This window comes from Turicibacter sp. St.80E1 (assembly GCF_059728495.1).
Window position 1 is genome coordinate 1,900,710 of record NZ_AP039386.1, and the last position, 21,112, is coordinate 1,921,821.

A 21,112-nucleotide genomic window follows, 5' to 3' on the forward strand; every position below is an offset into this window, starting at 1 on the left:
TATTAATAACCCACTTTTTCAAAATTTATTAACTACTTCGCGTCCTTCAACGAACGCTAAATAACAATTGAGTTCCTCATCAAAAATAACAATGTCTGCATCTTTTGATACATCCAGACTTCCCTTTTGATGATGGATACCGATGGATGTCGCTGGATTTAAAGAAGCCATATGAATCGCCTCCCACAACGTGACGTCTGTATACTTATAAAAATTATAGACGGCCTGATTTAAGGTCAACACACTTCCAGCTAAATTTCCACTAGCAAGTCGGGCGGCTCCGTCTTTAACAAACACGGCTTGCCCACCTAAATCGTACGTTCCATCTTTCATACATCCGGCGCGCATACTATCTGTGATCAACACAATTTTCTCTTTTCCCTTATTCGCCAACACAAACGGGAATAAATCTTTATGAATATGAATCGTATCCGCAATTAATTCTGTAAAAACATCACTACTTAATGCAGCCCCAACCACGCCAGGCTCCCGATGATTAAGTGGCGTCATTGCATTAAATAAGTGCGTGACATGACTACATCCGCAGGCAAAGGCCTCTTTAGCTTGTTGATAGGTGGCATTCGTATGGCCAATAGATAAGGTTATCTCTGTTCTTTCCTTCACCGCTTTGGTAAACGCGTAACTTTCATCCAACTCTGGTGCATAGGAAACCAATTTAATAACATCGGTATATGGTTCTATAAATAAAAAATTTGGTTTTACAATATATTGACTCGACTGCGCCCCCTTATACAACTCATTAATGAACGGTCCCTCCATATGGGCACCCAAAACTTTAGCCCCAACTAATGACCGTCTCATACATTCCCGAATGACGCTTAAAGCTCCATAAATATCTTCTTGGCTCATGGTCATCGTTGTCGGTAAGAAAGCCGTCACCCCATTTTGAGCAATTCCTTGACTAATGGTCTCGATGGCCTCAACCGATTGATCCATCGTATCAGCACCACAACTTCCATGCACGTGTACATCAATTAATCCTGGAGACACATACATGCCACGGGCATCGATGACTTCACAATCTTCGGGAACCTCTACTTGAATCGATCTAATCACTTCGTCAAATACAAGCACCTGATTTTCAAGAATACCTTGGGGCATTATGATTTTCCCATTCTTAATTGCCTTCATTCTCACACCTCTATCCCTTAAATTCAAATTGCCCAACGCTCCCTATCTTATTACTGTCTGGCGATTTTACAAACGAATTGGATTAAATTTTTTGTAAGCTAACAAAGAAAGTAACGACTATAAGTCTCACACTGACAATGCCCCGTTGAAGTAACTACTAGAAAACGGTATCACCAATTTCACCCCTCACCCTAATGAGAGGCTGCTACTCTTTAGTTTACCACAAACGCTAGAGAAAGTTACCCCTATCAACCGACATTAATGATTCTGATCACAACCGCATCCTAAATAAATACGGTATGAGACCCTTTATGAACTCATACCGTATCCATTTGATATTTATGAACGATCCTTCCTCTTTTTTCTCTTAATTAGGAAGTGTTAAAAAGAATCGCGATGCTTTTGAATCAGATTAACAACAAGGGTTGTTTTCTTAGTTGCGACCTCTTTTACGTCTCGTACAAATTTTAATCAGTGAAATAAAGATAACCCAAATTTCTAAGCGCCCAAACAGCATCCCCACTATTTCCGTCCACAATAAAAGTGGATGAAGATCAGGAGCAGTTATTCCAATCGAAAGACCGACCGTTCCTAATGACGACGCAAACTCAAATAACGACTCCTGAAGAGGATAACCCATCACTAAAAATATAAACGTCCCAATTCCTAGCAAGACCATATAAATAAAAGCATAATTTGAGGCCTCTTTGAAGTCATCATTCGTTAAATAAACTTTTCCCTCGGGCTTTAATACAAAGGGTTCCTTAATAAAATGTTCAGGTTTAAATTGAAGATACACGTTCCAAATACTCTGTTTGACTAATAAAAGGAAACGATAGAGCTTAATCCCACCTGATGTTGAACCGGCTCATCCCCCGATAATCATCAAAACAATCATGATAAACAATGCGGACGAAGTGAATGTTGTGTAACTTGTTGTCGCATATCCCGTTGTAGACAACGCTGAAATAACTTGGAAAATAGCCACTCGGAACGAGTCACCTAATGACCCCAATACCGTTCCGGCTAATGAAACTGTCAAAAGTGCCACCCCAATTCCAATCAAAAGCGCCATAAACTTAATTTCACCTAGTTTAAAAAACGATTTTAATCTTCCCCTAAGCAGCAGAAGATGGGCAGCAAAATTCGTTGTTCCTAATAACATCAGAACAATGGTAATCACCTCGATTGCCACAGAATCATAGGCCTCAATGCTTAATGTTTTAACGGAGAAACCACCTGTAGAAAGGGCACCAATTGAATGGTTAATCGCGTCAAATAACGGCATCCCAAATAGGGTGTAGAGTAGCACGCCAATAATAATATAGCCAAAATAAATTCCTAAAATAAGGCGTGAAGATTTAATCAAGTTAGGAAGCAAATAGTCATTATGCCCCTCTGATTGATAAAGTTGCAATCCAAATGTACTCGAAAGGGCCGACAGTAACACTAGAACGATTCCTACCCCTCCAAAAAATTGAGTAACACTTCGATGAATTAAAAAAATGTGCGCCGTTTGTTCCGTATTAACAACCGATAATCCCGTCGTCGTCCAACCACTTACCGATTCAAAAATGGCTTGTGTTACATTTAATTGATGAGAGAAAACAAATGGCATGGCCGAAAATATAATCGCGAGGATCCAAGCCCCTACCACAATCACCGCATCATCCCCCACCGAGAGTCGTTGTGATCGCTCAAAAGGAAGTACCTTCGTTAATCCCCCTCCTAATAAGATAGCGATAAGGGCAGGAATAATGAAATCCTTGCAATAAATCACCTCTTGCGGATAAAAGGGGAGCACCAATAAAGGAATGAATAAAATGAGGCCAATAATCATCATAAAGCGTGATAAATAAGCCATGACTAAATATTTTTGTTTAACGCGTTTCATAGGAATCACCTACTAACTGTCCGATAAATGATTGAGGTTGAGTGCTTGTTGATAAAATGATAAGTTTATCACCCGATAAAATAAATGTATCTCCTTTTGGAATTAAGGCCTGATTATTTCGAATGATGCAACTAATAATCATTTCTTCAGAAATATCAATGTCTTTAATCTGTTGATTTACAATTGGATCCTGCTCCTTCACCAGCAACTCCATTAAATGAATATGGCCCGATTCCATCACCGTTAAATGAGATAAATCATTAATCGTCGCAAGTTGTTCAATCATATTTGACACCACGTAAGTCGCACTAATCGCCGAATCAATCCCTAATTTTTTAAACACGTCAACATTTTTAGGATTGTTGACGGTCGCAAAAGCTCTCTTTATCCCATAAACTTTCTTCGCTAATTGACAAATGACAAAATTCGCACAATCTTTCGGTGTTAATGCAATGACGATATCTTGATTTTCAATCTCGGCTTCTTCTAATATATAACGTTTTGTTCCATCCCCACAAATAATCGTCGTGTCGTATTTACGGGCTAATTGTCTACAATATTCCTCATCATCGTGTATTAACGTCACGCTATTTTTTTTATCAAGTAATGAATTCATTAAGAAATCGGCTTTCCCGCGTCCTCCAACAATTAAAACCTTCATTAGAAATTTCCTCCTTCACGTCGCGTCATCAATTTATCAAACTCCTGCATAGTTAATCGAGTAGGACGAATTATTTTAACTTCTAAATCTTGATACAACACCTGTTTATCTACATCATATAGTCGTGAGACAACGTCTTCGACATGAAAAATCTCCTTTGCAATTCGAGCAATCATAATATTAGCATTGTCATCTTCCGTTGCAGCAACGACTAATGAGGCTTGTTCAATTCCTGCCTGGATTAACGCATTAATATCCGTTGCGTCTTTTACTAGTTTATATCCACTAAATCCGCAATGAAGTTTACGAAAAGAAGCAGCGTTTGAATCAATAACAACAACATTACATCCCTGTTGGGAAAAAGCAGCGGCGATCGTTGCCCCAAACTGGCTACAACCCGCAATAATTATATAATTCTTTTTTTTCGAATTCATCTCACAAACATCCTTTCAGATTTAAATAAATACTCTATTTTGTTCCCATCAACTTTTATCCAAAATCAATCACTTCTAATGTTCTTTCGTTTGAATAAGACACCAAACGATTGAGGTTATTCATCGCTGGTAAAAATGAAGCATCCAGCGAGCTCGACGCCAGATAAAGTTTGCGTGCATGAGAATACTCACCTTTCATTTCATAATAGATCCCTAATAAGTTATATACCGTTGCAGATGTATCATTGACTACCATCGCCTCATGAATCATTGCAAGCGCTTGGGGATATTGATAACTTTTTAAATACTTAATCGAATTTGAGATACACTCTTCAAAGTGAGTCTCACTAATTAGTTGCCCCATCATCTTCACCTCGTCTTAACTAATGGCATCTCCTAGTTTAACAAAATTAGTATAAAGATTGTATTAAGATAACTGCCTCTCTTATAAGAGTCTCATAAAGATATTTCCTGTTATTTAACGCAAAAAAGGAGCTATCAACTCAAAGTGATAACTCCTTTTTATTCATCCACTAAACGATAACCAACCCCAACTTCCGTAATGATATAGCGCGGATGCGTCGGCTCTAGTTCAATTTTTCTTCTGATATTTGCCATGAATACGCGTAAAGACTGTGTTTCATTCTCGCCATAGCCACCCCATATCTCATGAATCATAAATCGATGAGTTAATACGCGGCCAGCATGCTTCGCCATTAATTCAATCAGTTTAAATTCAATCGGGGTTAAATGGACCTCTTCCTCACGAATCACCACTTTGCGTTTATCAAAGTCGATTAACAAATCTCCCACTTTAAAAGAAGTGGCTTCCTCATGCATTTGAGCCATCTGACCTAATGCGTGAACTTGTTTTAATTGGCGTAAAGCAACACGAACACGGGCTAATAATTCTGAAACATTAAACGGCTCTGTTAAATAATCATCTGCCCCTGTATCTAATGCTTCAACTTTAATTCGTTCATGTCCATGTGCCGAAACGACAATAATCTTCGCATGAGTGAGCGGACGAATCTTTTCAATAATTTCAAGCCCATCCATATCCGGTAGTCCTAAATCTAAAATGATGACATCAGGATTACTTGAAAAGACTAAGGCCAATGCGCCTTGACCCGTTGTTGTTTCAATACATTTATATCCCTGTGCCTCCATCGACACCTTCACAAACTTAGCAATTGATTTATCATCTTCTACGATTAAAATCAACGGCTTAATCTCCATCATCATCACTTCCATTCTTAATCATCGATTAGAGCTCGTCTTCTCCCCTTAAATTCATACGAGGGGGACTTATTCGACACCAATCTCTTTATTTTATTCTAACGCCTCATCCTAACGTCCACTTTCCAAAACTAAACCTTAAGGGCTTATTCATACGATCGATATTCAAATCGTTAGCTCCGACTTAAATGACGAACCTCTTTATGTTTTTACCTTTAGTTTATCAAATCTGGTATAAAGATTGTATTAAATAACTTATTCCTAGCATAAAGAAAGTGTAAAGATTTTATCCTTCTACGCTCGATAGTGCCCCATTCTCATAATCCATTGGAATCAAAAATTCAAACGTACATCCATTAAGCACATTATTAAAGACCGTTATTGTCCCATGATGGGCTTGCACAATTGATTTACAAATCGTAAGACCTAAGCCAATTCCTTTTTTATGCGATACTCCCCCTTGCCCTTTTGTATAAAATCGATCAAAAATAAACGGTAAATCTTCTTCTGAAATTCCCCTTCCTTCATCAATTACTTGAAAACAGACATCCTTTCCAACTGGGTAAGCTCTAACAGTAATAACTTGATTCTCTTTTGAAAAATGGACGGCATTATCGAGTAAGTTGACAAGAACCGTTTCAATTAATACGGCATCAACATTTAGGAAAACCATCTCTTCTTCAATATCGACCACAATCTTAACCTGCGGATGGAAGCGTTGAATTCGTGTAACTGCCTCGGTAATCAATTCCTCTAATAATTCCGGATGTTTATCTAATTCTAATCTTCCCTCGTCAATCTTTGTCATACTTAAAATATTTTCAATCGACCGTTGAAGCCAAGTGGTCTCATCATAAATATTATTTAACAACTCTAAGCGAATTTCCTCGGTAATGATGTGATTGTTTTGAATAAGAGTTGAAGTAGACCCTAAAATACTCGTCAGCGGTGTTTTTAAATCGTGTGAAATTGAACGAAGTAAGTTTCCTCTTAAGCGCTCGCGTTCGGCCTCTAAATTAGCCTGTTTATGTTGCTCGTATAATCGTTCTCTTTCAAGAGCAAAAGCGATTTGAGTTGACAAGGATTGAAGTAATGTCATTTCATTTTCATCAAGTTTATCCTTATTTATAAGTGAAATCGCAATCACACCGAGTGTATCATTTTTTCCCAGAATCGGATAGTAGTAAATTTGTAAGTTTGGATCTAACCCATCATGATCGGAGGAAATTACCTTTGCCATTTCTTCGGTAGAGAGACTCTTTAAAAACAAGGAAGCCTCTTCTTTCAATGAATAACTATAATTTTGAAGCGGTAATAATTGATGATTTTCATCACATCGAGAAATCGCCACATCTCTTTTTAAAATACGAGCTAAATTTTTCACGCTTTCATTTACAATTGGTTCCTGACCCTGAACGAGTAATAAGTGTTTATTACTTTCATATAAAAATTTCATTCGATTTTCTCTTACCTTTGCCACCGCTGCAATCCGTTTAATACGATTGGTAAGTATACTGGCCATAAGGGTCACCATCAACATAATGAAAAAAGTAATGAGGTAATCCGCATCATAAACATTAAACGAATACCGTGGTTCAATAAAAAAGAAATTAAAACAGGGCACGACGATCAGGGAAGAAATAAAACTATAGATAAAAAAATCGGTAAATTGCGCTGTCAATAAAACAGATAAGGTAAAAACAAGAATAATATTCGCCTCATTAAATCCAAGATAATCAAACAGAAACGAAAGAACTAAACCGATTAAGAAAATAAAAATCATTTTTATACTATTTTTAATAACAGATAACCTTTTCAACAAAATTCCTTCTTTCTACATATAGGGCGAAAAAGATTTTATCTAGGAGGAATAATTTCTAATTGTGTTCGTGTAACTTAGGAAATCACCCTAGCACACGGATTGATACTCGCCAAACTACCGCCTCAACGCATCGTGATGAACGAGGCTTGGACCACCCGATTCAAACCAGTGATTGTTCTTTTGAAAAGGATACGAGAAAAAAACTAGTGTCAAATGGTCACCTCATCAACAGGCGCCTTCGATGAAAATCAATCCTAGTATCGACAAATCCCCCTATTTTAATTCTATTCTTTCCCTTTTTCAATCCATTCATTTAACCCAATAAGGCTAATTTTATTTTCCCAATCTCTTTTAATAACTCAACCTCTAAAACAACTTTGTCACCTTCATCAATGATGACCATCTCTCGATTTAAAGCCCCTACCACAAAGGGTAATCCTAAATGGCGAATCAACAATAGACAGGACTCTTCCCTATTTAAGCGTTGATAATGCTTATCTAAAAATTGCCAAAGCAACTTCCCCTCATCAAACGTAAGATTCCCGCTAACGACTTGGTGATCGACAATCTTCACCATTAACACCTGTTTCAAGTCTGATAGATCGGCGCTCCCCTCTAACATTCGTTCAAACAATGCCACCCCCTGCAACGTAATAATCTGTTTATCAAGTAATCGTTCTAGTTCTAGAGAAATTTCTTCATCTTTTGGTGAAAAGACATCGGACAATTCATCAAGCGAGACTTGGTCCTTTAACTCGATAATCTTACTGATTCTCTCGAGCACCTGTTCACGGGGAAAAAAGGTTTCCTGCCCAGTTGAAACGGACTTTTTAATAAACCATTCCTCCGGAATAAGTTTTTTACGCTTCCATCGATAAAGTTGTCCATATGAGATATTCATCGTCTGTAATAACTCTTTTTTTGAGATTAATGCTGTTTCCACTTTTATCACCTAACTTCTAACAGATTGTGAAACCGAAATGGTTTTGGATGGACTGGCTACTAGCGTCCGATATTCTAACCGGTCAATCGTAGAATGATCCCCTAGTTTAATCACATCTCCGCGGACGACCTTCGCTCGAATACATCTTAAATTTAACTGGTCACCCTCAATTTCTTCTGCGACCATAAGGGCCCGTTGATTAGATTTAAAGGCGGCTTTTTTGATGGTTAAATTCGTAGCCCCAATACTGTGACACTGACAAATAGTAGCAACTTCTATCACAACATTTTCACCATTTACGAGTGCAGCCTGACACACACCACCTTTGAAGATTAACTCCTCTCCTTCAATATCACCTTCAAGTTGTAATACCCCTTTAGATAATAGCGTCTCCGTCTGTAATCGGCCCCTTCCAGTTATACTTCCGTAACTTTTTATTTTTCGCCCTTTTAAGCGCTCATTTATTTGAATATAGCCCATATTTTTTAGCTTCTCAATAACCGCATCTTTCGATAATTGAACCATTCCATAAACACTTAATCGGTTCATGGTGACCTCCTGTTCAAAGGTAGCAGTCCCATAAACACTCATTTTCTTCGCTTTCACCTGTCCATTAAACAGTGCCTCACCTAAAATTTTAATTTCTTCTGCTTCCACCTTTCCATTAAATATTGCCGTGCCGTAAACTTTAATGGAATCAGCTACAACGTCAGTCTGAATCGTTCCGTCACCAAACACGCGTACCTTCGACACTTCTCCACCCGAAACGGATCCATCCCCATAAATCATTATTTTTCTAGCCATTTCCGGTTCTCCTTTCTAAATTTGTTTAATGGTTTTAACAACTGAACCAGGGGCAATTTCTAATTGTTCTTTATACTCAATCGTATCGATGTGACATCCCGGCCCTACAAACACACGATCGCCGTAAACCTGTTTGACTTGTGCATATTCTAAATGAATGTCCTCTCCCTCGATTAATTCACCACTTATTAACCCCGTTCGCTTTTTAAGAGAAAACCACTTATTTTGTGATAACCGTGTACTTTCTAATGAGCGTGTCATCCGAATAGTGGTTGCCGTGATGACCTCAAAAAAAGAATCCTCAACAAACAAGAGCTCTAAATGATTCGCCTCAAGTGATTCTTTTAATTTGGCTTTCCCTTCAATCACGGCCTGTTCGAACTTAAGGGATTGATCGACATGTAAATAGCCAAACACATTTAAAGTAAGTGCCTTCATCTCACCTACTACTTTACATAATCCAGAAACATGAATCTCTTTCGCTTTAAGAGATTTAGACTTTAAGGTTCCTTCAATGACGAGCTGCTGCTCACACTCAACCTCTTTTGAAAAACCAACACCTGAGACCGTAAACTGCTGACATTTAATAGGTCCGGTGAAACGACCGATCCCTTCAATACTCACATCGCCAAATGTTCCTCCACCACTTTGACCTATTCCGTTTATCTCTAAATTAAACATCGCTTCTCCTCCTGCATCGTTGCTTGTTTTACTGTTGAGGTTGAATCAACCACTAACGTCCCACTGTATTCAATCGCCTCAATTTCACAGTGCGGTCCAATCACGATATCCTGACCACGAATTTTTTTTATTCTCGCATTTTCAACATAAACAGAATCCGCTTCAATTAAGTTCCCTTTGACGACGGTTGTGCCTGAAAATAAATGACACAGTGTTGAAAGTCGTGATAGTAATCCATGTTTCGGTTCTAACTCACAAATTTTAACGTCGCTCGCTCCGAGTTCATTAAATGAAGATCCAGACGTTGATGAAATCTCAACCTTTTCTGAATTAATCATGTCCTTACAATCTATCCGTCCTTTCACTTTTAAGACTTCGGATTCAACCGAATCGGCCGTCATCATTCCTCGAATCTCTAACACATGTGCACACAGTTCCCCTGTTATCGTTACCATCCCAGATATCTCTGCGTTTTCTACCTTTAAACTGTTCGCACTTAATTTTCCTGAAAGCTTTAATATCCCAACTTCAAGTTCCTGTAAGGCAGTCAAAAGGCCAGAAATTGTTAACTCACGGATATTCATCCGACTCTCACCTTTTACCTTCCCACTTACTACAAACTTTTCCTGACAACTGACGTTCTTCTTCGCTGTTAACAAACCACTTACCTTTGCCTCATGTACCTCTAGGTGATGATTGAACGTTGCTTGGCCACTTACTTCTAATTGTGACACAGTTACACCTTCATCAAACATTCCTAGCCCACTTACTTTCAAAAGCTCAGCAGTCAACGCTCCTTGAATAGATCCATATCCCGAAAGACGGACCTCTTTATAACTTCCACCTAACACCTGCTCTTTTCCACTAATAGATAAACAATCGTTACGACGCATTTTTCTCAACACCTTTCCCTATCGACAGTGTTACACTCTACTTTTAATATAACATAACAATGTTACGTTGTCACGCGTTAATAAAACATTGTTTCGCAAAAAGTTAAACAAACAAAACAGTGTGTACTAAAATAAGAATACCTGTCCTCTTCCTAAAACAGGCCTCATAGCTTAAATTAATGGTTACTTAAAAGTATCCAACCCGTCATAAAAAGAGGTGCCCTAGTTCGGACACCTCTTTTTAAATGCTTTGAGCATCATTCCCTCTATTCCTCATTGATTCGACTAAACATTTAACTTGCTCACTCTACCGATTTAAGCGTAAATACTTTGAATTCTTCTAAGCTAATCGGCGGTGAATACAAATAACCTTGAATATAGACAACACCTGGATATAATTCTTGCAAAACTTCGAGTTGTTTAGGATACTCTAACCCTTCCATCACCATTCTTTTTTGATAATATTCAATCACTTTTCCTATAAATAAGACGGATGCCTGGCGAATAAAAGAGGTTTGGATTTCATCGATAAAATGTTTATCTAGCTTAATAATGTCATAATCAATTTTATCGAGCATATCTAAATTCGCATACTCGACACCGAAATCATCGATCGCCACTTTAACCCCAAGCGATCTTAATTCACGAATCACCTGATTCGTCAAGCTTTGATTCTCAAGGTGATACTTTTCGATAATCTCAAAACAAAGTTTAATTTCAGTTAAATCCACATGAGCTAAAATCTCCTTTACCTGTTCAATAAATGAAGGGCTAGCTAGCTCTTTAAAGGAAACATTTAAAGAAATATAAAATTCGTCATCAAGATGTTGATTATGCGCTTTAATTTCTGGATAATCTTGAATCACCCGTTGTAAAACCCACAGCGTGATGCGTTCCATTAATCCAAGTTCCTCAACCGTCTCTAGAAAATGAAACGGTGATAAAATGTTATCGTTGTCTTTCATCCTTAATAACGCCTCACATGCCATCACTTTATGTTGATCTGGATTAACGATCGGTTGGTAATAAAGAATAAATTCATCATGAGCTAACTTATGGATAAATCGATACTTTTGTTTTCGCTTTTCCCAAACCGCTAAGAGACGATGAGAAAAAAAGGTTGCCACCGCCATTAAAATGAAGACTAGTCCAATCACTGAAGCCTCCATCTGTCGTTGATACTCACTAAACTCCAACTGATTCGTTGTAGGTGTTGCCAAAACAGACTGATGCGGCATCACTAATCCACCTAAAAGTATAAATCGTAACCCGAAATAATCCAAAATACTTTTCCTCAGATGAGATGATTCACCTAATGTTTCTGTTGCTAAGATTTTCTTCGTCGTAAAATTACTGCCCAAAACTTTATTAATCATCTTATCCTCCAACTACTAATTTAGCCGGTTGTACCATTTTCTCCTGACTTCCAAGGTACCCACATTCACGAAAGCCACTCATCGAATCTAAATCAGAATATTTTCTTCTTTCTAGTGTATCAGACTCTTGTGCATTCGACATCAATTATTTTTAATTAAATTTTTTAAAACTCCCCTTTTATCTAGGCAAATCGTGTTTTCGGTATTAGTTGAGTTGCTTCGTGATAAGTGTAATCACTAATTTGAGATGTTGGTGAATAATTCTAAATTTAGGGTTCCCATCGTTCATTAACACGTAATTATTCATCTTTAGTAAGAGCTTGAGTAAAAGAGGATGGATTTCACGTAAAAAACAATGAACGTGATGTTGAATGTTCCCCTTTATTTTTTTAACCCCCATCTCAATCTCTCCATAAAATAGTGTCCGATGTTTTTGATCTAAAAAATGGTTTAAAGAAGGATACCCTTTTTCAACATAAAAATTGGCTTTCTTCTTCTCCATTGACCCTTTTAGCAGCGTAAGTGCATGCGAGTGGGTCTTTGCAAATTGATTCATGCCCTTCATGTTATTCTCCCCCTATTTATCATTTCATCTCAAATATATGTCTCTTTCCCGCTATTATAACAAAAGGGTCGTGTCATTTTTTCCAAAATCCCCACTAAAATCATAAATATCACGCTTTTTTCATATATATTAATGACGAGAAATGTTTTACTTTTAAGAAGATTTGCATCCTCATCGTCACCTCTCGTATCCTATGACGTTATGCATGGAATACAGAGAAACTAAGGAGGTGTCCTATGTATCCCGTTTATAAAAAGCTTGGAACTGTTGAAAACTGTGAAGAGATTGAGGTTGCGTTTCCTTTGCAACATCAGGATCAGCAACCGGGGATGGAATATTTGATGAACCCTCGTCCCATCTCAGAAAATCCATATATTAAAGGAAGTGGGCGATTGAAAGGCAAAGTTGCCCTGATTACAGGAGGAGATTCCGGTATTGGCCGGGCAGTTGCCTATGCCTTTGCACGCGAAGGGGCCAACGTGGCCATTGCCTATTTAAACGAAGAAATCGACGCAAAGGAGACAAAGCAACATATTTTAGAACTAGGTCAGGAATGTATCTTAATTTCGGGCGATTTAACTGACATCGACCACACAAAAGAAGCCGTCGAAAAGACACTGAAACATTTTCAAAAACTTGATATCCTTGTTAATAATCACGCCGTCCAATATACTGCCGATAGTATTCTTGATATAAGTGCCGAACAATTAGATTTAACTTTTAAGACAAATATATATTCTTTTTTCTATCTTGTCCAAGCTGCGCTTCCTCATCTAAAATCGGGAAGTACAATTATTAATACGACTTCCGTCACCGCTTACGAGGGAGAAAAACAATTGATCGATTATAGTGCTACTAAAGGGGCTATTGTTGCGTTCACTCGATCGCTTTCTAGTTCCTTAGTCGATCGTGGCATTCGTGTGAATGGAGTCGCCCCTGGACCTATTTGGACCCCTCTCCAACCTGCCTCTTGGTCAGCGGAGCACATTGAAACATTCGGAACAAAAACACCAAAAGTTCCGATGAATCGGGCAGGTCAACCGTTCGAAGTAGCTGAATCTTACGTCTTCTTAGCAAGCGATGATTCAAGTTATATGACCGGACAAATTCTTCATCCAAATGGAGGAACGATTACAGGGAGTTAATGACTCAACATGATCTATGTTAATCACCTCAACTCATTCATCAGTTGTGAACCTCTCATCTATAAAAGAAGGGTGAGCCTATCTCAAACGGATAGACTCACCCTTTTTAAGCTTCTAATGGTTCATAGTAACGCTGCATGCGGTTTAAACGTGCCTTTGCTTTTTCAATTAAATCTTGTGGAGATAATAGGTGGATCCAATCCCCTTGACTAAAGATCCACATGAGTAGTCCTTGTTCATAAGCCATTGCCTCAATAATACAGTATCCGTCGCCCTCTTCAATCACTCGTGAGATAGGAAATTTATCAAGCACTGCTTCAACGGAATGACCCGTAAATTTAAACGTAAACTTAATCAACTCCCCCTGATACATCATGTTAATTTTGTTACGAAAATCACCGGATTCAAATCGGTGAGCATACGGAATTTTAAATGTTTCTTTCAACACTTGATACGATAAAATTCGATCGACACGGAAGGAAATCGGATATGGGATTTCTCTGTCGGTCACATAACACACCACATAGAAATAAAAATCACAGAACAGGAGTCCAACTGGGGCAACTGTATAAGTCGATATCGTATGATTCGCCTTTTTATATTCCATGATCATTTTATGAGAACTATCAATTAATTGACTAAAGTCCCATATGCGATCCATTAATTGTTGTTCATGTTTAAGCGGCGTAAAATGAAGCCGTTCATTACTAATAAAATTTTGGATTCTTTTTTTATCATTCATGTCTAACAACGTACAAAGGGAGTCAATCATCTGGTCAAGTTCTTCAACAGCTAACGAACGTGTACCAAGTAAGAGTTTAATCAAAACTAACACTTGCTTGGCATCTAGCGGTTGATTAACGGGATTTTTTAAGTAATACTTCTTTTTTTGATAGTCATATTCAATGTATTGGTCCCCCATCGACCCCATTCGATGACTAAAATAAGTACGTAATGTTGCAATATCCCGTTCAAACGTCCGACTATCAATCCTAAACATTTCTTGAATTTCTTCCTTTGAGACTTCACTCTTTTCTAATAACCGTTCTAGCATATATAAAATTCGTGTATTTTTATCATACATATCATTATCACCCACTACTAAAAAAATTCTCTTATCATCTACATCGGAAGTAATTCTTCATCTCCTACCATTATACTAAGCAATACCGACACAATTTGTCGGTACAAAAAAATAGTTAAAAATTATTTGTTCAAAGAAAAAGGATGACCTGTTAAGTAAACTAGAACCTATAAGATAGACACTTGAAAAAAGTGTGAGCTTATAGGTTCTTTTGTTTTATAATAGAAAAAAGATAACTTGATAGAAGAATGGTGAAGAGAATGAGTCAAAAGAAGTTTACAGAGAAAGAAATCAAAATCTTAAATAAAAATCCTTATGTTAAAAAGGTATCAGAAAAAGCAATTACTTATCAGGATGAATTTAAACGTTTATTAGTTCTACAACTGGATGAGGGAAAAACTCCCCGTATGGTTTTTGAACAAGCAGGATTTAATGTTGAAATGATTGGAATGAAACGAATTGAAGCTGCTGCTTCTCGTTGGAAATTAGCTTATAAAAAATCAGGATTAGTTGGATTAAAAGATACGCGTCAAATGAACTCGGGACGTCGTTTAAATAGGGAATTAACAGCTCAAGAACAGACAGCTAAACTTGAAGCTAAAATTAAATTATTAGAAGCTGAGAATGAACTACTAAAAAAGGTGTATTTGATGGAGAGGGGGTTACTAAACTAGCCAAATCCCTAACTCCCTCACAGAAGTATGAGTTAATTAAACAAGTCATTGAACACTTTAACTTAAAAGGTGTCATCGGCTATTTTTGTGATGTCTTAAACGTCTCACGCTCAGGCTATTATCGATATTTTAGTGATGATGCAAAACAGAATCGACTGAAGCGTGAAGAAGTTGATTTAATGGTTAGGGATCTTATTTTGAACATTTTTAATCGTCGTGGATATAAAAAGGGATCTCTTCAAATTAAAATGACATTAGAAGGTGAAATGGGGATTGTTTATAGCCTTAAACGAATTAGAGGCATCATGAAAAAATACGGAATTACCTGTCCCCATCGTCGACGTAACCCTTATTTGAAACTAAGAAAGGCAACAGAAGAACATCGCGTTGTTCTTAATCTTTTAAATCGAGAATTTAGACAAGAAACTCCAGGTAAAGTCTTACTCACTGATATTACTTATTTATATTATGGAACCGGCAAAGTAGCCTATCTATCAACTATTTTAGATGCCTCTACCAATGAAATTTTATCTTATCATGTTTCGGATAGTTTACGGATGTCATTGGTGATTGAAACGATTGAAAAACTATTTAGGAATAAACGAATCCCACTTCATCCAGAAGCTTTTAGCCACTCGGATCAAGGAGTACATTATACAAGTCCAAGCTTCCAAGCTCTATTAAAGAAAAAGGGATTAGGTCAGTCCATGTCTCGAAAAGGAAACTGTTGGGATAATGCACCCCAAGAATCCTTCTTTGGTCACTTCAAAGATGAGGCTCCTATTAAAGAATGCCAAACATTAGATGAGGTAAAGCGCGAAGTTAAACGATATATGATGTATCATAATACAGCACGTTACCAATGGAATTTAAAAAAGATGACTCCTGTAGGTTATAGAAGTCATCTTTTAAATGTAGCTTAGCTCATGTTTTTTTAAAATGTCCTTGACATAGGTTCTAGATTAAAGTTAAGGTTCATCCTTTTTAAGAACTGATTGAAAAGCAGTTTGACTGCGGTCACGATTTACTTATTTTTCTATTTAATAAGGGTCCCATCTTTTTATACCTTCACACAACACAAACATCTCATTGCTTATGGGATAGTAACTTCATCCTATTCCACATCCGACACAACATCGCTATATTCAGGAGCAAAGTAATTGGTCTCATACGATTCTATCACCAAACGCTCCCCTTGAGCAGCTGGTTTTAAAACGGCGACCATATTTCCAATCAACTCACTATCCATTGCAGGCTGCCACGTTGATTTAGGTTGAAGGTATTCAAAGTAGGAATAATCGACCATTGCAGGATCAAAACGATAAATCGTTCCTTCGACTAAAAAGCGATCCTCCTCGATTTCAAACACGCGATCCACTTGAGTAAAATTTGAGGATAAAAATCCACATTCTAGTGCGGGTTGATAATAATTATCTTCCTGAAATCCCCATGTCGCACTTCCCTTTTTCTCCAACTCATGGTCAAAATAAAGACTAATTTGTTCATTAAAATTATCATAAGGAATAACATCGTAATACGTCTCATTCAATAGCTCATGATTGACTTCCCCACCCTCCCCAACATATAACCAATACGCTAGATTTAACAATTCTTCATGGGTCGTTACCCCCTCTTGATAGGTGCTCATCCCTGTCTCATTTAATCTACTAAAATAATGATTAGCACGATAAAAATCCTCATTAGCTAACCGATCAGTTATCTCTTTTTTCTCTTCAAGTATCGTTGGTTTTTCTTCGGTTATCTCCGGTTTTTCTTCGGTTATCTCCGTTTTTGGCGAAGTTTTTATTTTTGAATCCACTACCTCCTCGATTCCTTTTAACACGGGTTGACACCCCGATAACAAAAGAGTCCCTATGATTAAACAAATTAACTTTTTCATCCCAGTTTCCCCCCATCTTGCTTGATGCTACGCTTATTATACCTATAATCTCCGTCAAATTCCGTCGGCAGCCATTTTGAGTTTACCTTTTTTTAACAAAAAAGAACCAAATTTCATATTAGAAATTTGGTTCTCCGTCATTTAAAATCTAGAGGCTAACTCTTCTTCACTTAAATATCTAAAATATTGTAACTCAGCCATAATAACGCCCTCTGATTCTTCAATATCTCGAACCTCAGGTACGATGTAGACCTCTAATCGATCGCCCACCTGTAATTGTGGGAATTTATTCGAAACGGTTAAAGAAATAGTATACGGGTAATCGTTGCTATATGGAACAATATTTAAAATGGCTGTATAACTTTCGGATGCGCCGTCTCCTTCCATAATATAATCAACCACCCCTGCTGTTAGAATAGGTTGTTGCTCATAATCAAAAATATCTGTTTGATAAGCCGGGATATAGTCAGTCGGAGAATAGGTTCGTTCATCTGGGATTTCTAAATGATCTTCCTCCTCTAATGTTTCAGTCTGAGGCTCTTCATATTCGGCACGATCTGCATTCACTTCTTGACTCTCATCAGAAGCCTCTTCTTCTATCCCCTCAAAATAATTCGCTTGATACTGATCAATCACATCATGTAATAGCTTTTCTGATTGAACAAATGTCACCGTCACATTTCCGATAAGTTGAGCATCCATTGAAGATGTCCACGTTGATTTAGGTTGAACATATTGAGAATAAAGATCTTCTTCCATACTTGACTTGAAACGATATAGGGTTCCCTCTACTAAAAGGCTTCCGTCCCCATTATCATATACTCGGTCAACTTGGGTCACTTTATTTTTTGAAAATCCGGTTTCAAGTAAGGGATGATAAAATGTATCCTCTTGAAATAACCACTCATCATTTCCTTCCTTCTCTAACTGACAATCAAAATAAAAATTCAATTTTTTGTTAAATTCCTCATACGGAAATGGGTTGTAAGACGCACCGTCAACCTCTACTCTATCAGGAATTTTTCCTTCAAACGCATAGAGCATAAAACCTAAATCTAATAGCTGGGTCTGATCTGGAGATTGGCTATCATACGATAAAAAACCCGCCTGACTTAACTCACTTAAATATTCATTAAGATGGGTTAATTCCTGATTTGTTAAATTTGTCGTTATTTCTTCTCTTTTCTTTGACACCTCTTCAACTGGTTGCTCCTCAATCTTCTGATCTTTTGGCGACTGACACCCAGCAAGCATCATCATTGCAAGTAAAAACCCGATTTTTTTCTTCATGACCTTCCCCCTATTTTTCTAGTAATATCCATTCTCACATAATAATTCATAACATAAATTGACTTCTTCGTCCGTAAATAACTGGGCATACTCTCCCTTCACAATGACTGCTTCCATCGTTAACTTCGTTTGTCCAAGTTCGACGAGACGATTAAAGTTGTCAGAAGTTCGGCGCTTTCGAAAAATTTCGCGTGCTGTTTTAACAATGCCAAATCGTTCAATCGTTTGAACAAGACGCGTCATTTTACAACCGTACACCGTTTCAATATGTTGACAATTTTTTATCACTTCTTGTTGTAGCTTTTGTTCTAATGGGCTCATCCGTTTACAAAACTCCTATCTTCATAATTATTATAATCTTACTCTTATTAAATATAACAATTTAAAATCTATGCTGACTAGATGTCTCTATTTTACCATTACCTATCCACTAACGTCTGCTCTTTTTTAAAAAAGGGTATAGGGAAGGAAAAAATGTCCACTCTAAGGTTGAAATTACTATCAGGAGGTTCCTCTATGTTTAAACATGAAAAACAATATTTGCACCCTGTTCGGGTTGAACTTCCAAACCCACAATATGCCATCCTATTACAAGAACAATTAGGTGGTGAAAATGGAGAATTAAAAGCAGCATTACAATATATGTCACAAAGCTTTCGCATTAAAGACCCTGAGATTAAAGACCTCTTTTTAGACATCGCTGCTGAAGAATTAAGCCATATGGAAATTGTTGCTCAAACGATTAACCTGTTAAATGGTCATGATTTAAATTACCAAGCAGCAGTTGCGGGTGAAGTAGAAGCACATGTTGTGCATGGACTAAATCCAGAACTGGTTAACTCATCAGGATTTCCTTGGACAGCAACTTATGTCAATGTTACCGGTGATTTAGTAGCTGACCTTCTCTCAAACATCGCATCTGAACAACGAGCAAAAGTTGTTTATGAATATTTATACCGTCAAATTGATGATAAATATGTAAGAGAGACGATCGATTTTCTACTCAATCGTGAAGAAGCCCATAATGCTCTCTTCCGTGAGGCCCTCAATAAAGTAAAAAATACGGGTTCTAATCGTGACTTTGGGGTAACTGAAGATTCTAAACTCTACTTTGACTTATCAAGTCCAGGGCCTAAACATGAATCGCCAAATCCAACACCTCCATCATTTGAAAACCCAAACAAATAAGATTCCATTAAAGAATAGTCATCCTCACAATAAAAGTGGACCATAAATGTGTCCACTTTTATTTTTACACTTTTTAATACATAAGACACCTGCCGATTTGACAAGGTGTCTTATGTTTTTTTAGTTCTCACTTACATGTAACGAATGATCAATTAACTGCAAATTATATTGCCGAATTAATTCACCAATTCTTTGGGCGTATATTTTATTTCCCTGTTCATCCATGACCGTACTATACCCAGCATCCTCTAAAGCCTGTGCTTGGGAGCGATAGGTTTTAGCCTCAAAGACACCGTGATTTTTATATCTTGGATTGTTAACTAAAAATTCGCCATGGTCAATAAGAGATTCTTTGAATGATCCATAACTTCGAAAAGTATCCATCACTTCAGTATTATACCCCTCTGTTGTTGCAACCGTGATCGCCTCGCCATCCCAGTTAACTCCAACTTTAATTCCAAACAAGTTATTAGCTTGTAAAGATAATTCTGATTGGCCAAAGTTAGATTCTAAAATAGCTTGCGCAATTGTAATCGACGGTAATATTCCATAAAGTCGATAGTTTTCAATGGCACCTTCCTTTAAAGAGTTAATAAACATCATTTCAAATGAATCTGATTTTAATTTATGAGGAACATACCCATAATCGGCAAGCATATTTAAATGTTCATAGGCTTTCTCCCTTTCAGTTTCGCTATATGCCCTTGAGTCTAAAACTTGCTCAAAAGACTGTAAAACGCCATCTTGAATAAAATAAGAACCTACCTCTTCTAAATCTGTAGCGGAAATTTGCGATAAGTCTTTCGTATCATCGACGGCAATTAAAGCGATAAGCTCCTGCCAATTTAATTGAAACTGGTCTCCCCCTTGCTCATCGACATAATTAATAATAAAGGGAAGGTCTAATTGTTCCCTTTTTAATGAATGATTAAAATTTTCCCCTGAAAAAAAACCAAAATAACTAAGCACCAATATTGGAATAAAAAGGACTGATACAAAACTTTTCTTCATAAAATCCCCCTATTTCTAAAAGTCTACTTTACACTCAACGAAAAATGGATGAACATCCTCCCATCCAGTTGTCTTTTAGTTTATTTATTATAGCATAAATTTTAATCGGTTGACCCCTTTGGAATGTTTTCATACAAATCTACCGTATCTTTAATTAATTGTGGACATTTTTACTATAATTTATCCGATTATTATATAAATAAACAAAAAAATAACCTAATCCACTTGGGAAATTAGGTTATTTTTTTTGTTAAAAACTTATAACTCGGAGCTATTTCTTCTCCTACCTTCCTAGACGTGAGCATAAAAAAAGAGTAGTATTCGACGAGTATTCACTCTACCTCTGTTTTAATCAC

The 21,112-nt window shown here is 37.2% G+C and carries 20 protein-coding genes, 1 pseudogene and 1 riboswitch; of the genes and pseudogenes, 3 read left to right on the top strand and 18 right to left on the bottom strand.

Annotated elements, in window-relative coordinates; translation table 11 throughout:
* Positions 1 to 18: 18 nt before the first annotated feature.
* From nagA to AC6I0I_RS09200, 13 genes and pseudogenes are all read right to left on the bottom strand, one after another.
* Positions 19 to 1,152, bottom strand: a complete 1,134-nt coding sequence (gene nagA / locus AC6I0I_RS09140) for an N-acetylglucosamine-6-phosphate deacetylase (protein WP_262951212.1) — start codon at positions 1,150 to 1,152, stop codon at positions 19 to 21.
* 433 nt (positions 1,153 to 1,585) lie between these two features.
* Positions 1,586 to 3,046: pseudogene (locus AC6I0I_RS09145) on the bottom strand (TrkH family potassium uptake protein).
* Positions 3,033 to 3,707 (bottom strand): potassium channel family protein, encoded by a 675-nt coding sequence (locus AC6I0I_RS09150; protein ID WP_161830921.1) that lies wholly within the window; start codon positions 3,705 to 3,707, stop codon positions 3,033 to 3,035. Before AC6I0I_RS09150 ends, AC6I0I_RS09145 begins: the two are co-directional and overlap by 14 nt.
* Complete coding sequence (locus tag AC6I0I_RS09155) at positions 3,707 to 4,141, bottom strand: potassium channel family protein (protein ID WP_161830920.1); 435 nt, start codon at positions 4,139 to 4,141, stop codon at positions 3,707 to 3,709. The genes AC6I0I_RS09150 and AC6I0I_RS09155 overlap by 1 nt, the downstream gene beginning before the upstream one ends.
* A gap of 55 nt (positions 4,142 to 4,196) precedes the next feature.
* On the bottom strand, positions 4,197 to 4,505 hold the full coding sequence (locus AC6I0I_RS09160) for a hypothetical protein (RefSeq protein ID WP_161830919.1): 309 nt from the start codon (positions 4,503 to 4,505) through the stop codon (positions 4,197 to 4,199).
* A 158-nt stretch (positions 4,506 to 4,663) separates the two neighbouring features.
* Positions 4,664 to 5,395, bottom strand: a complete 732-nt coding sequence (locus AC6I0I_RS09165) for a response regulator (protein ID WP_237658861.1) — start codon at positions 5,393 to 5,395, stop codon at positions 4,664 to 4,666.
* A gap of 271 nt (positions 5,396 to 5,666) precedes the next feature.
* Entirely contained in the window at positions 5,667 to 7,199 is a 1,533-nt protein-coding gene (locus tag AC6I0I_RS09170; RefSeq protein WP_262953719.1) for an ATP-binding protein, read from the bottom strand.
* Between the two features lie 316 nt (positions 7,200 to 7,515).
* Complete coding sequence (locus tag AC6I0I_RS09175; RefSeq protein ID WP_262953718.1) at positions 7,516 to 8,145, bottom strand: DUF4004 family protein; 630 nt, start codon at positions 8,143 to 8,145, stop codon at positions 7,516 to 7,518.
* A 9-nt stretch (positions 8,146 to 8,154) separates the two neighbouring features.
* Positions 8,155 to 8,949, bottom strand: coding sequence for a polymer-forming cytoskeletal protein (locus AC6I0I_RS09180; protein WP_262953717.1), 795 nt, complete (start codon positions 8,947 to 8,949; stop codon positions 8,155 to 8,157).
* Positions 8,950 to 8,964: 15 nt separating this feature from the next.
* Positions 8,965 to 9,630 carry a hypothetical protein gene (locus tag AC6I0I_RS09185; RefSeq protein ID WP_161830915.1) on the bottom strand — a complete coding sequence of 222 codons (666 nt, stop codon included), beginning with the start codon at positions 9,628 to 9,630 and terminating at the stop codon, positions 8,965 to 8,967.
* Positions 9,618 to 10,523: a hypothetical protein gene (locus tag AC6I0I_RS09190; protein ID WP_161830914.1), complete on the bottom strand. Its 906-nt coding sequence runs from the start codon at positions 10,521 to 10,523 to the stop codon at positions 9,618 to 9,620. The genes AC6I0I_RS09185 and AC6I0I_RS09190 overlap by 13 nt, the downstream gene beginning before the upstream one ends.
* Positions 10,524 to 10,825: 302 nt before the next feature.
* Positions 10,826 to 11,899 carry an EAL domain-containing protein gene (locus AC6I0I_RS09195; protein ID WP_161830913.1) on the bottom strand — a complete coding sequence of 358 codons (1,074 nt, stop codon included), beginning with the start codon at positions 11,897 to 11,899 and terminating at the stop codon, positions 10,826 to 10,828.
* 13 nt (positions 11,900 to 11,912) lie between these two features.
* Positions 11,913 to 11,997: riboswitch (cyclic di-GMP riboswitch) on the bottom strand.
* Positions 11,998 to 12,104: 107 nt separating this feature from the next.
* Entirely contained in the window at positions 12,105 to 12,464 is a 360-nt protein-coding gene (locus AC6I0I_RS09200) for a hypothetical protein (protein WP_161830912.1), read from the bottom strand.
* A 236-nt stretch (positions 12,465 to 12,700) separates the two neighbouring features.
* Between AC6I0I_RS09200 and AC6I0I_RS09205 the strand changes: the two genes are divergently transcribed.
* Positions 12,701 to 13,609, top strand: coding sequence for an SDR family oxidoreductase (locus AC6I0I_RS09205; RefSeq protein WP_161830911.1), 909 nt, complete (start codon positions 12,701 to 12,703; stop codon positions 13,607 to 13,609).
* A 106-nt stretch (positions 13,610 to 13,715) separates the two neighbouring features.
* Here AC6I0I_RS09205 and AC6I0I_RS09210 read toward each other — a convergent pair whose 3' ends face one another.
* Positions 13,716 to 14,693 (bottom strand): helix-turn-helix transcriptional regulator, encoded by a 978-nt coding sequence (locus AC6I0I_RS09210; RefSeq protein ID WP_161830910.1) that lies wholly within the window; start codon positions 14,691 to 14,693, stop codon positions 13,716 to 13,718.
* A gap of 260 nt (positions 14,694 to 14,953) precedes the next feature.
* Here AC6I0I_RS09210 and AC6I0I_RS09215 point away from each other — a divergent pair.
* Positions 14,954 to 16,290 (top strand): IS3 family transposase gene (locus tag AC6I0I_RS09215; RefSeq protein WP_370512580.1). Its coding sequence is split into 2 segments (ribosomal slippage): positions 14,954 to 15,358 and positions 15,361 to 16,290, totalling 1,335 coding nucleotides; the frame shifts between segments, so codons are not numbered across the junction.
* 191 nt (positions 16,291 to 16,481) lie between these two features.
* Here the strand turns inward: AC6I0I_RS09215 and AC6I0I_RS09220 are convergent.
* From AC6I0I_RS09220 to AC6I0I_RS09230, 3 genes are all read right to left on the bottom strand, one after another.
* Positions 16,482 to 17,267, bottom strand: coding sequence for a membrane lipoprotein lipid attachment site-containing protein (locus tag AC6I0I_RS09220; protein ID WP_161830908.1), 786 nt, complete (start codon positions 17,265 to 17,267; stop codon positions 16,482 to 16,484).
* A 141-nt stretch (positions 17,268 to 17,408) separates the two neighbouring features.
* Positions 17,409 to 18,557, bottom strand: coding sequence for a SadB/YajI family lipoprotein (locus AC6I0I_RS09225; RefSeq protein WP_262953716.1), 1,149 nt, complete (start codon positions 18,555 to 18,557; stop codon positions 17,409 to 17,411).
* A gap of 18 nt (positions 18,558 to 18,575) precedes the next feature.
* Positions 18,576 to 18,878, bottom strand: a complete 303-nt coding sequence (locus AC6I0I_RS09230) for a hypothetical protein (protein ID WP_262951202.1) — start codon at positions 18,876 to 18,878, stop codon at positions 18,576 to 18,578.
* A 195-nt stretch (positions 18,879 to 19,073) separates the two neighbouring features.
* On the opposite strand from AC6I0I_RS09230, the gene AC6I0I_RS09235 reads away from it, so the two are divergent.
* Positions 19,074 to 19,745, top strand: coding sequence for a manganese catalase family protein (locus tag AC6I0I_RS09235; protein WP_262951201.1), 672 nt, complete (start codon positions 19,074 to 19,076; stop codon positions 19,743 to 19,745).
* Positions 19,746 to 19,865: 120 nt separating this feature from the next.
* On the opposite strand, the gene AC6I0I_RS09240 is transcribed toward AC6I0I_RS09235, so the two are convergent.
* On the bottom strand, positions 19,866 to 20,756 hold the full coding sequence (locus AC6I0I_RS09240) for a glucosaminidase domain-containing protein (protein WP_161832923.1): 891 nt from the start codon (positions 20,754 to 20,756) through the stop codon (positions 19,866 to 19,868).
* Between the last annotated feature and the right edge of the window lie 356 nt (positions 20,757 to 21,112).

Bases quoted from the DNA above. Each gene is read 5' to 3' on its own strand.
- nagA (WP_262951212.1), bottom strand. From the start codon at position 1,152: ATGAAGGCAATTAAGAATGGGAAAATCATAATGCCCCAAGGTATTCTT.
- AC6I0I_RS09150 (WP_161830921.1), bottom strand. From the start codon at position 3,707: ATGAAGGTTTTAATTGTTGGAGGACGCGGGAAAGCCGATTTCTTAATG.
- AC6I0I_RS09155 (WP_161830920.1), bottom strand. From the start codon at position 4,141: ATGAATTCGAAAAAAAAGAATTATATAATTATTGCGGGTTGTAGCCAG.
- AC6I0I_RS09160 (WP_161830919.1), bottom strand. From the start codon at position 4,505: ATGGGGCAACTAATTAGTGAGACTCACTTTGAAGAGTGTATCTCAAAT.
- AC6I0I_RS09165 (WP_237658861.1), bottom strand. From the start codon at position 5,395: ATGGAAGTGATGATGATGGAGATTAAGCCGTTGATTTTAATCGTAGAA.
- AC6I0I_RS09180 (WP_262953717.1), bottom strand. From the start codon at position 8,949: ATGGCTAGAAAAATAATGATTTATGGGGATGGATCCGTTTCGGGTGGA.
- AC6I0I_RS09185 (WP_161830915.1), bottom strand. From the start codon at position 9,630: ATGTTTAATTTAGAGATAAACGGAATAGGTCAAAGTGGTGGAGGAACA.
- AC6I0I_RS09190 (WP_161830914.1), bottom strand. From the start codon at position 10,523: ATGCGTCGTAACGATTGTTTATCTATTAGTGGAAAAGAGCAGGTGTTA.
- AC6I0I_RS09195 (WP_161830913.1), bottom strand. From the start codon at position 11,899: ATGATTAATAAAGTTTTGGGCAGTAATTTTACGACGAAGAAAATCTTA.
- AC6I0I_RS09200 (WP_161830912.1), bottom strand. From the start codon at position 12,464: ATGAAGGGCATGAATCAATTTGCAAAGACCCACTCGCATGCACTTACG.
- AC6I0I_RS09205 (WP_161830911.1), top strand. From the start codon at position 12,701: ATGTATCCCGTTTATAAAAAGCTTGGAACTGTTGAAAACTGTGAAGAG.
- AC6I0I_RS09210 (WP_161830910.1), bottom strand. From the start codon at position 14,693: ATGTATGATAAAAATACACGAATTTTATATATGCTAGAACGGTTATTA.
- AC6I0I_RS09220 (WP_161830908.1), bottom strand. From the start codon at position 17,267: ATGAAAAAGTTAATTTGTTTAATCATAGGGACTCTTTTGTTATCGGGG.
- AC6I0I_RS09225 (WP_262953716.1), bottom strand. From the start codon at position 18,557: ATGAAGAAAAAAATCGGGTTTTTACTTGCAATGATGATGCTTGCTGGG.
- AC6I0I_RS09230 (WP_262951202.1), bottom strand. From the start codon at position 18,878: ATGAGCCCATTAGAACAAAAGCTACAACAAGAAGTGATAAAAAATTGT.
- AC6I0I_RS09235 (WP_262951201.1), top strand. From the start codon at position 19,074: ATGTTTAAACATGAAAAACAATATTTGCACCCTGTTCGGGTTGAACTT.
- AC6I0I_RS09240 (WP_161832923.1), bottom strand. From the start codon at position 20,756: ATGAAGAAAAGTTTTGTATCAGTCCTTTTTATTCCAATATTGGTGCTT.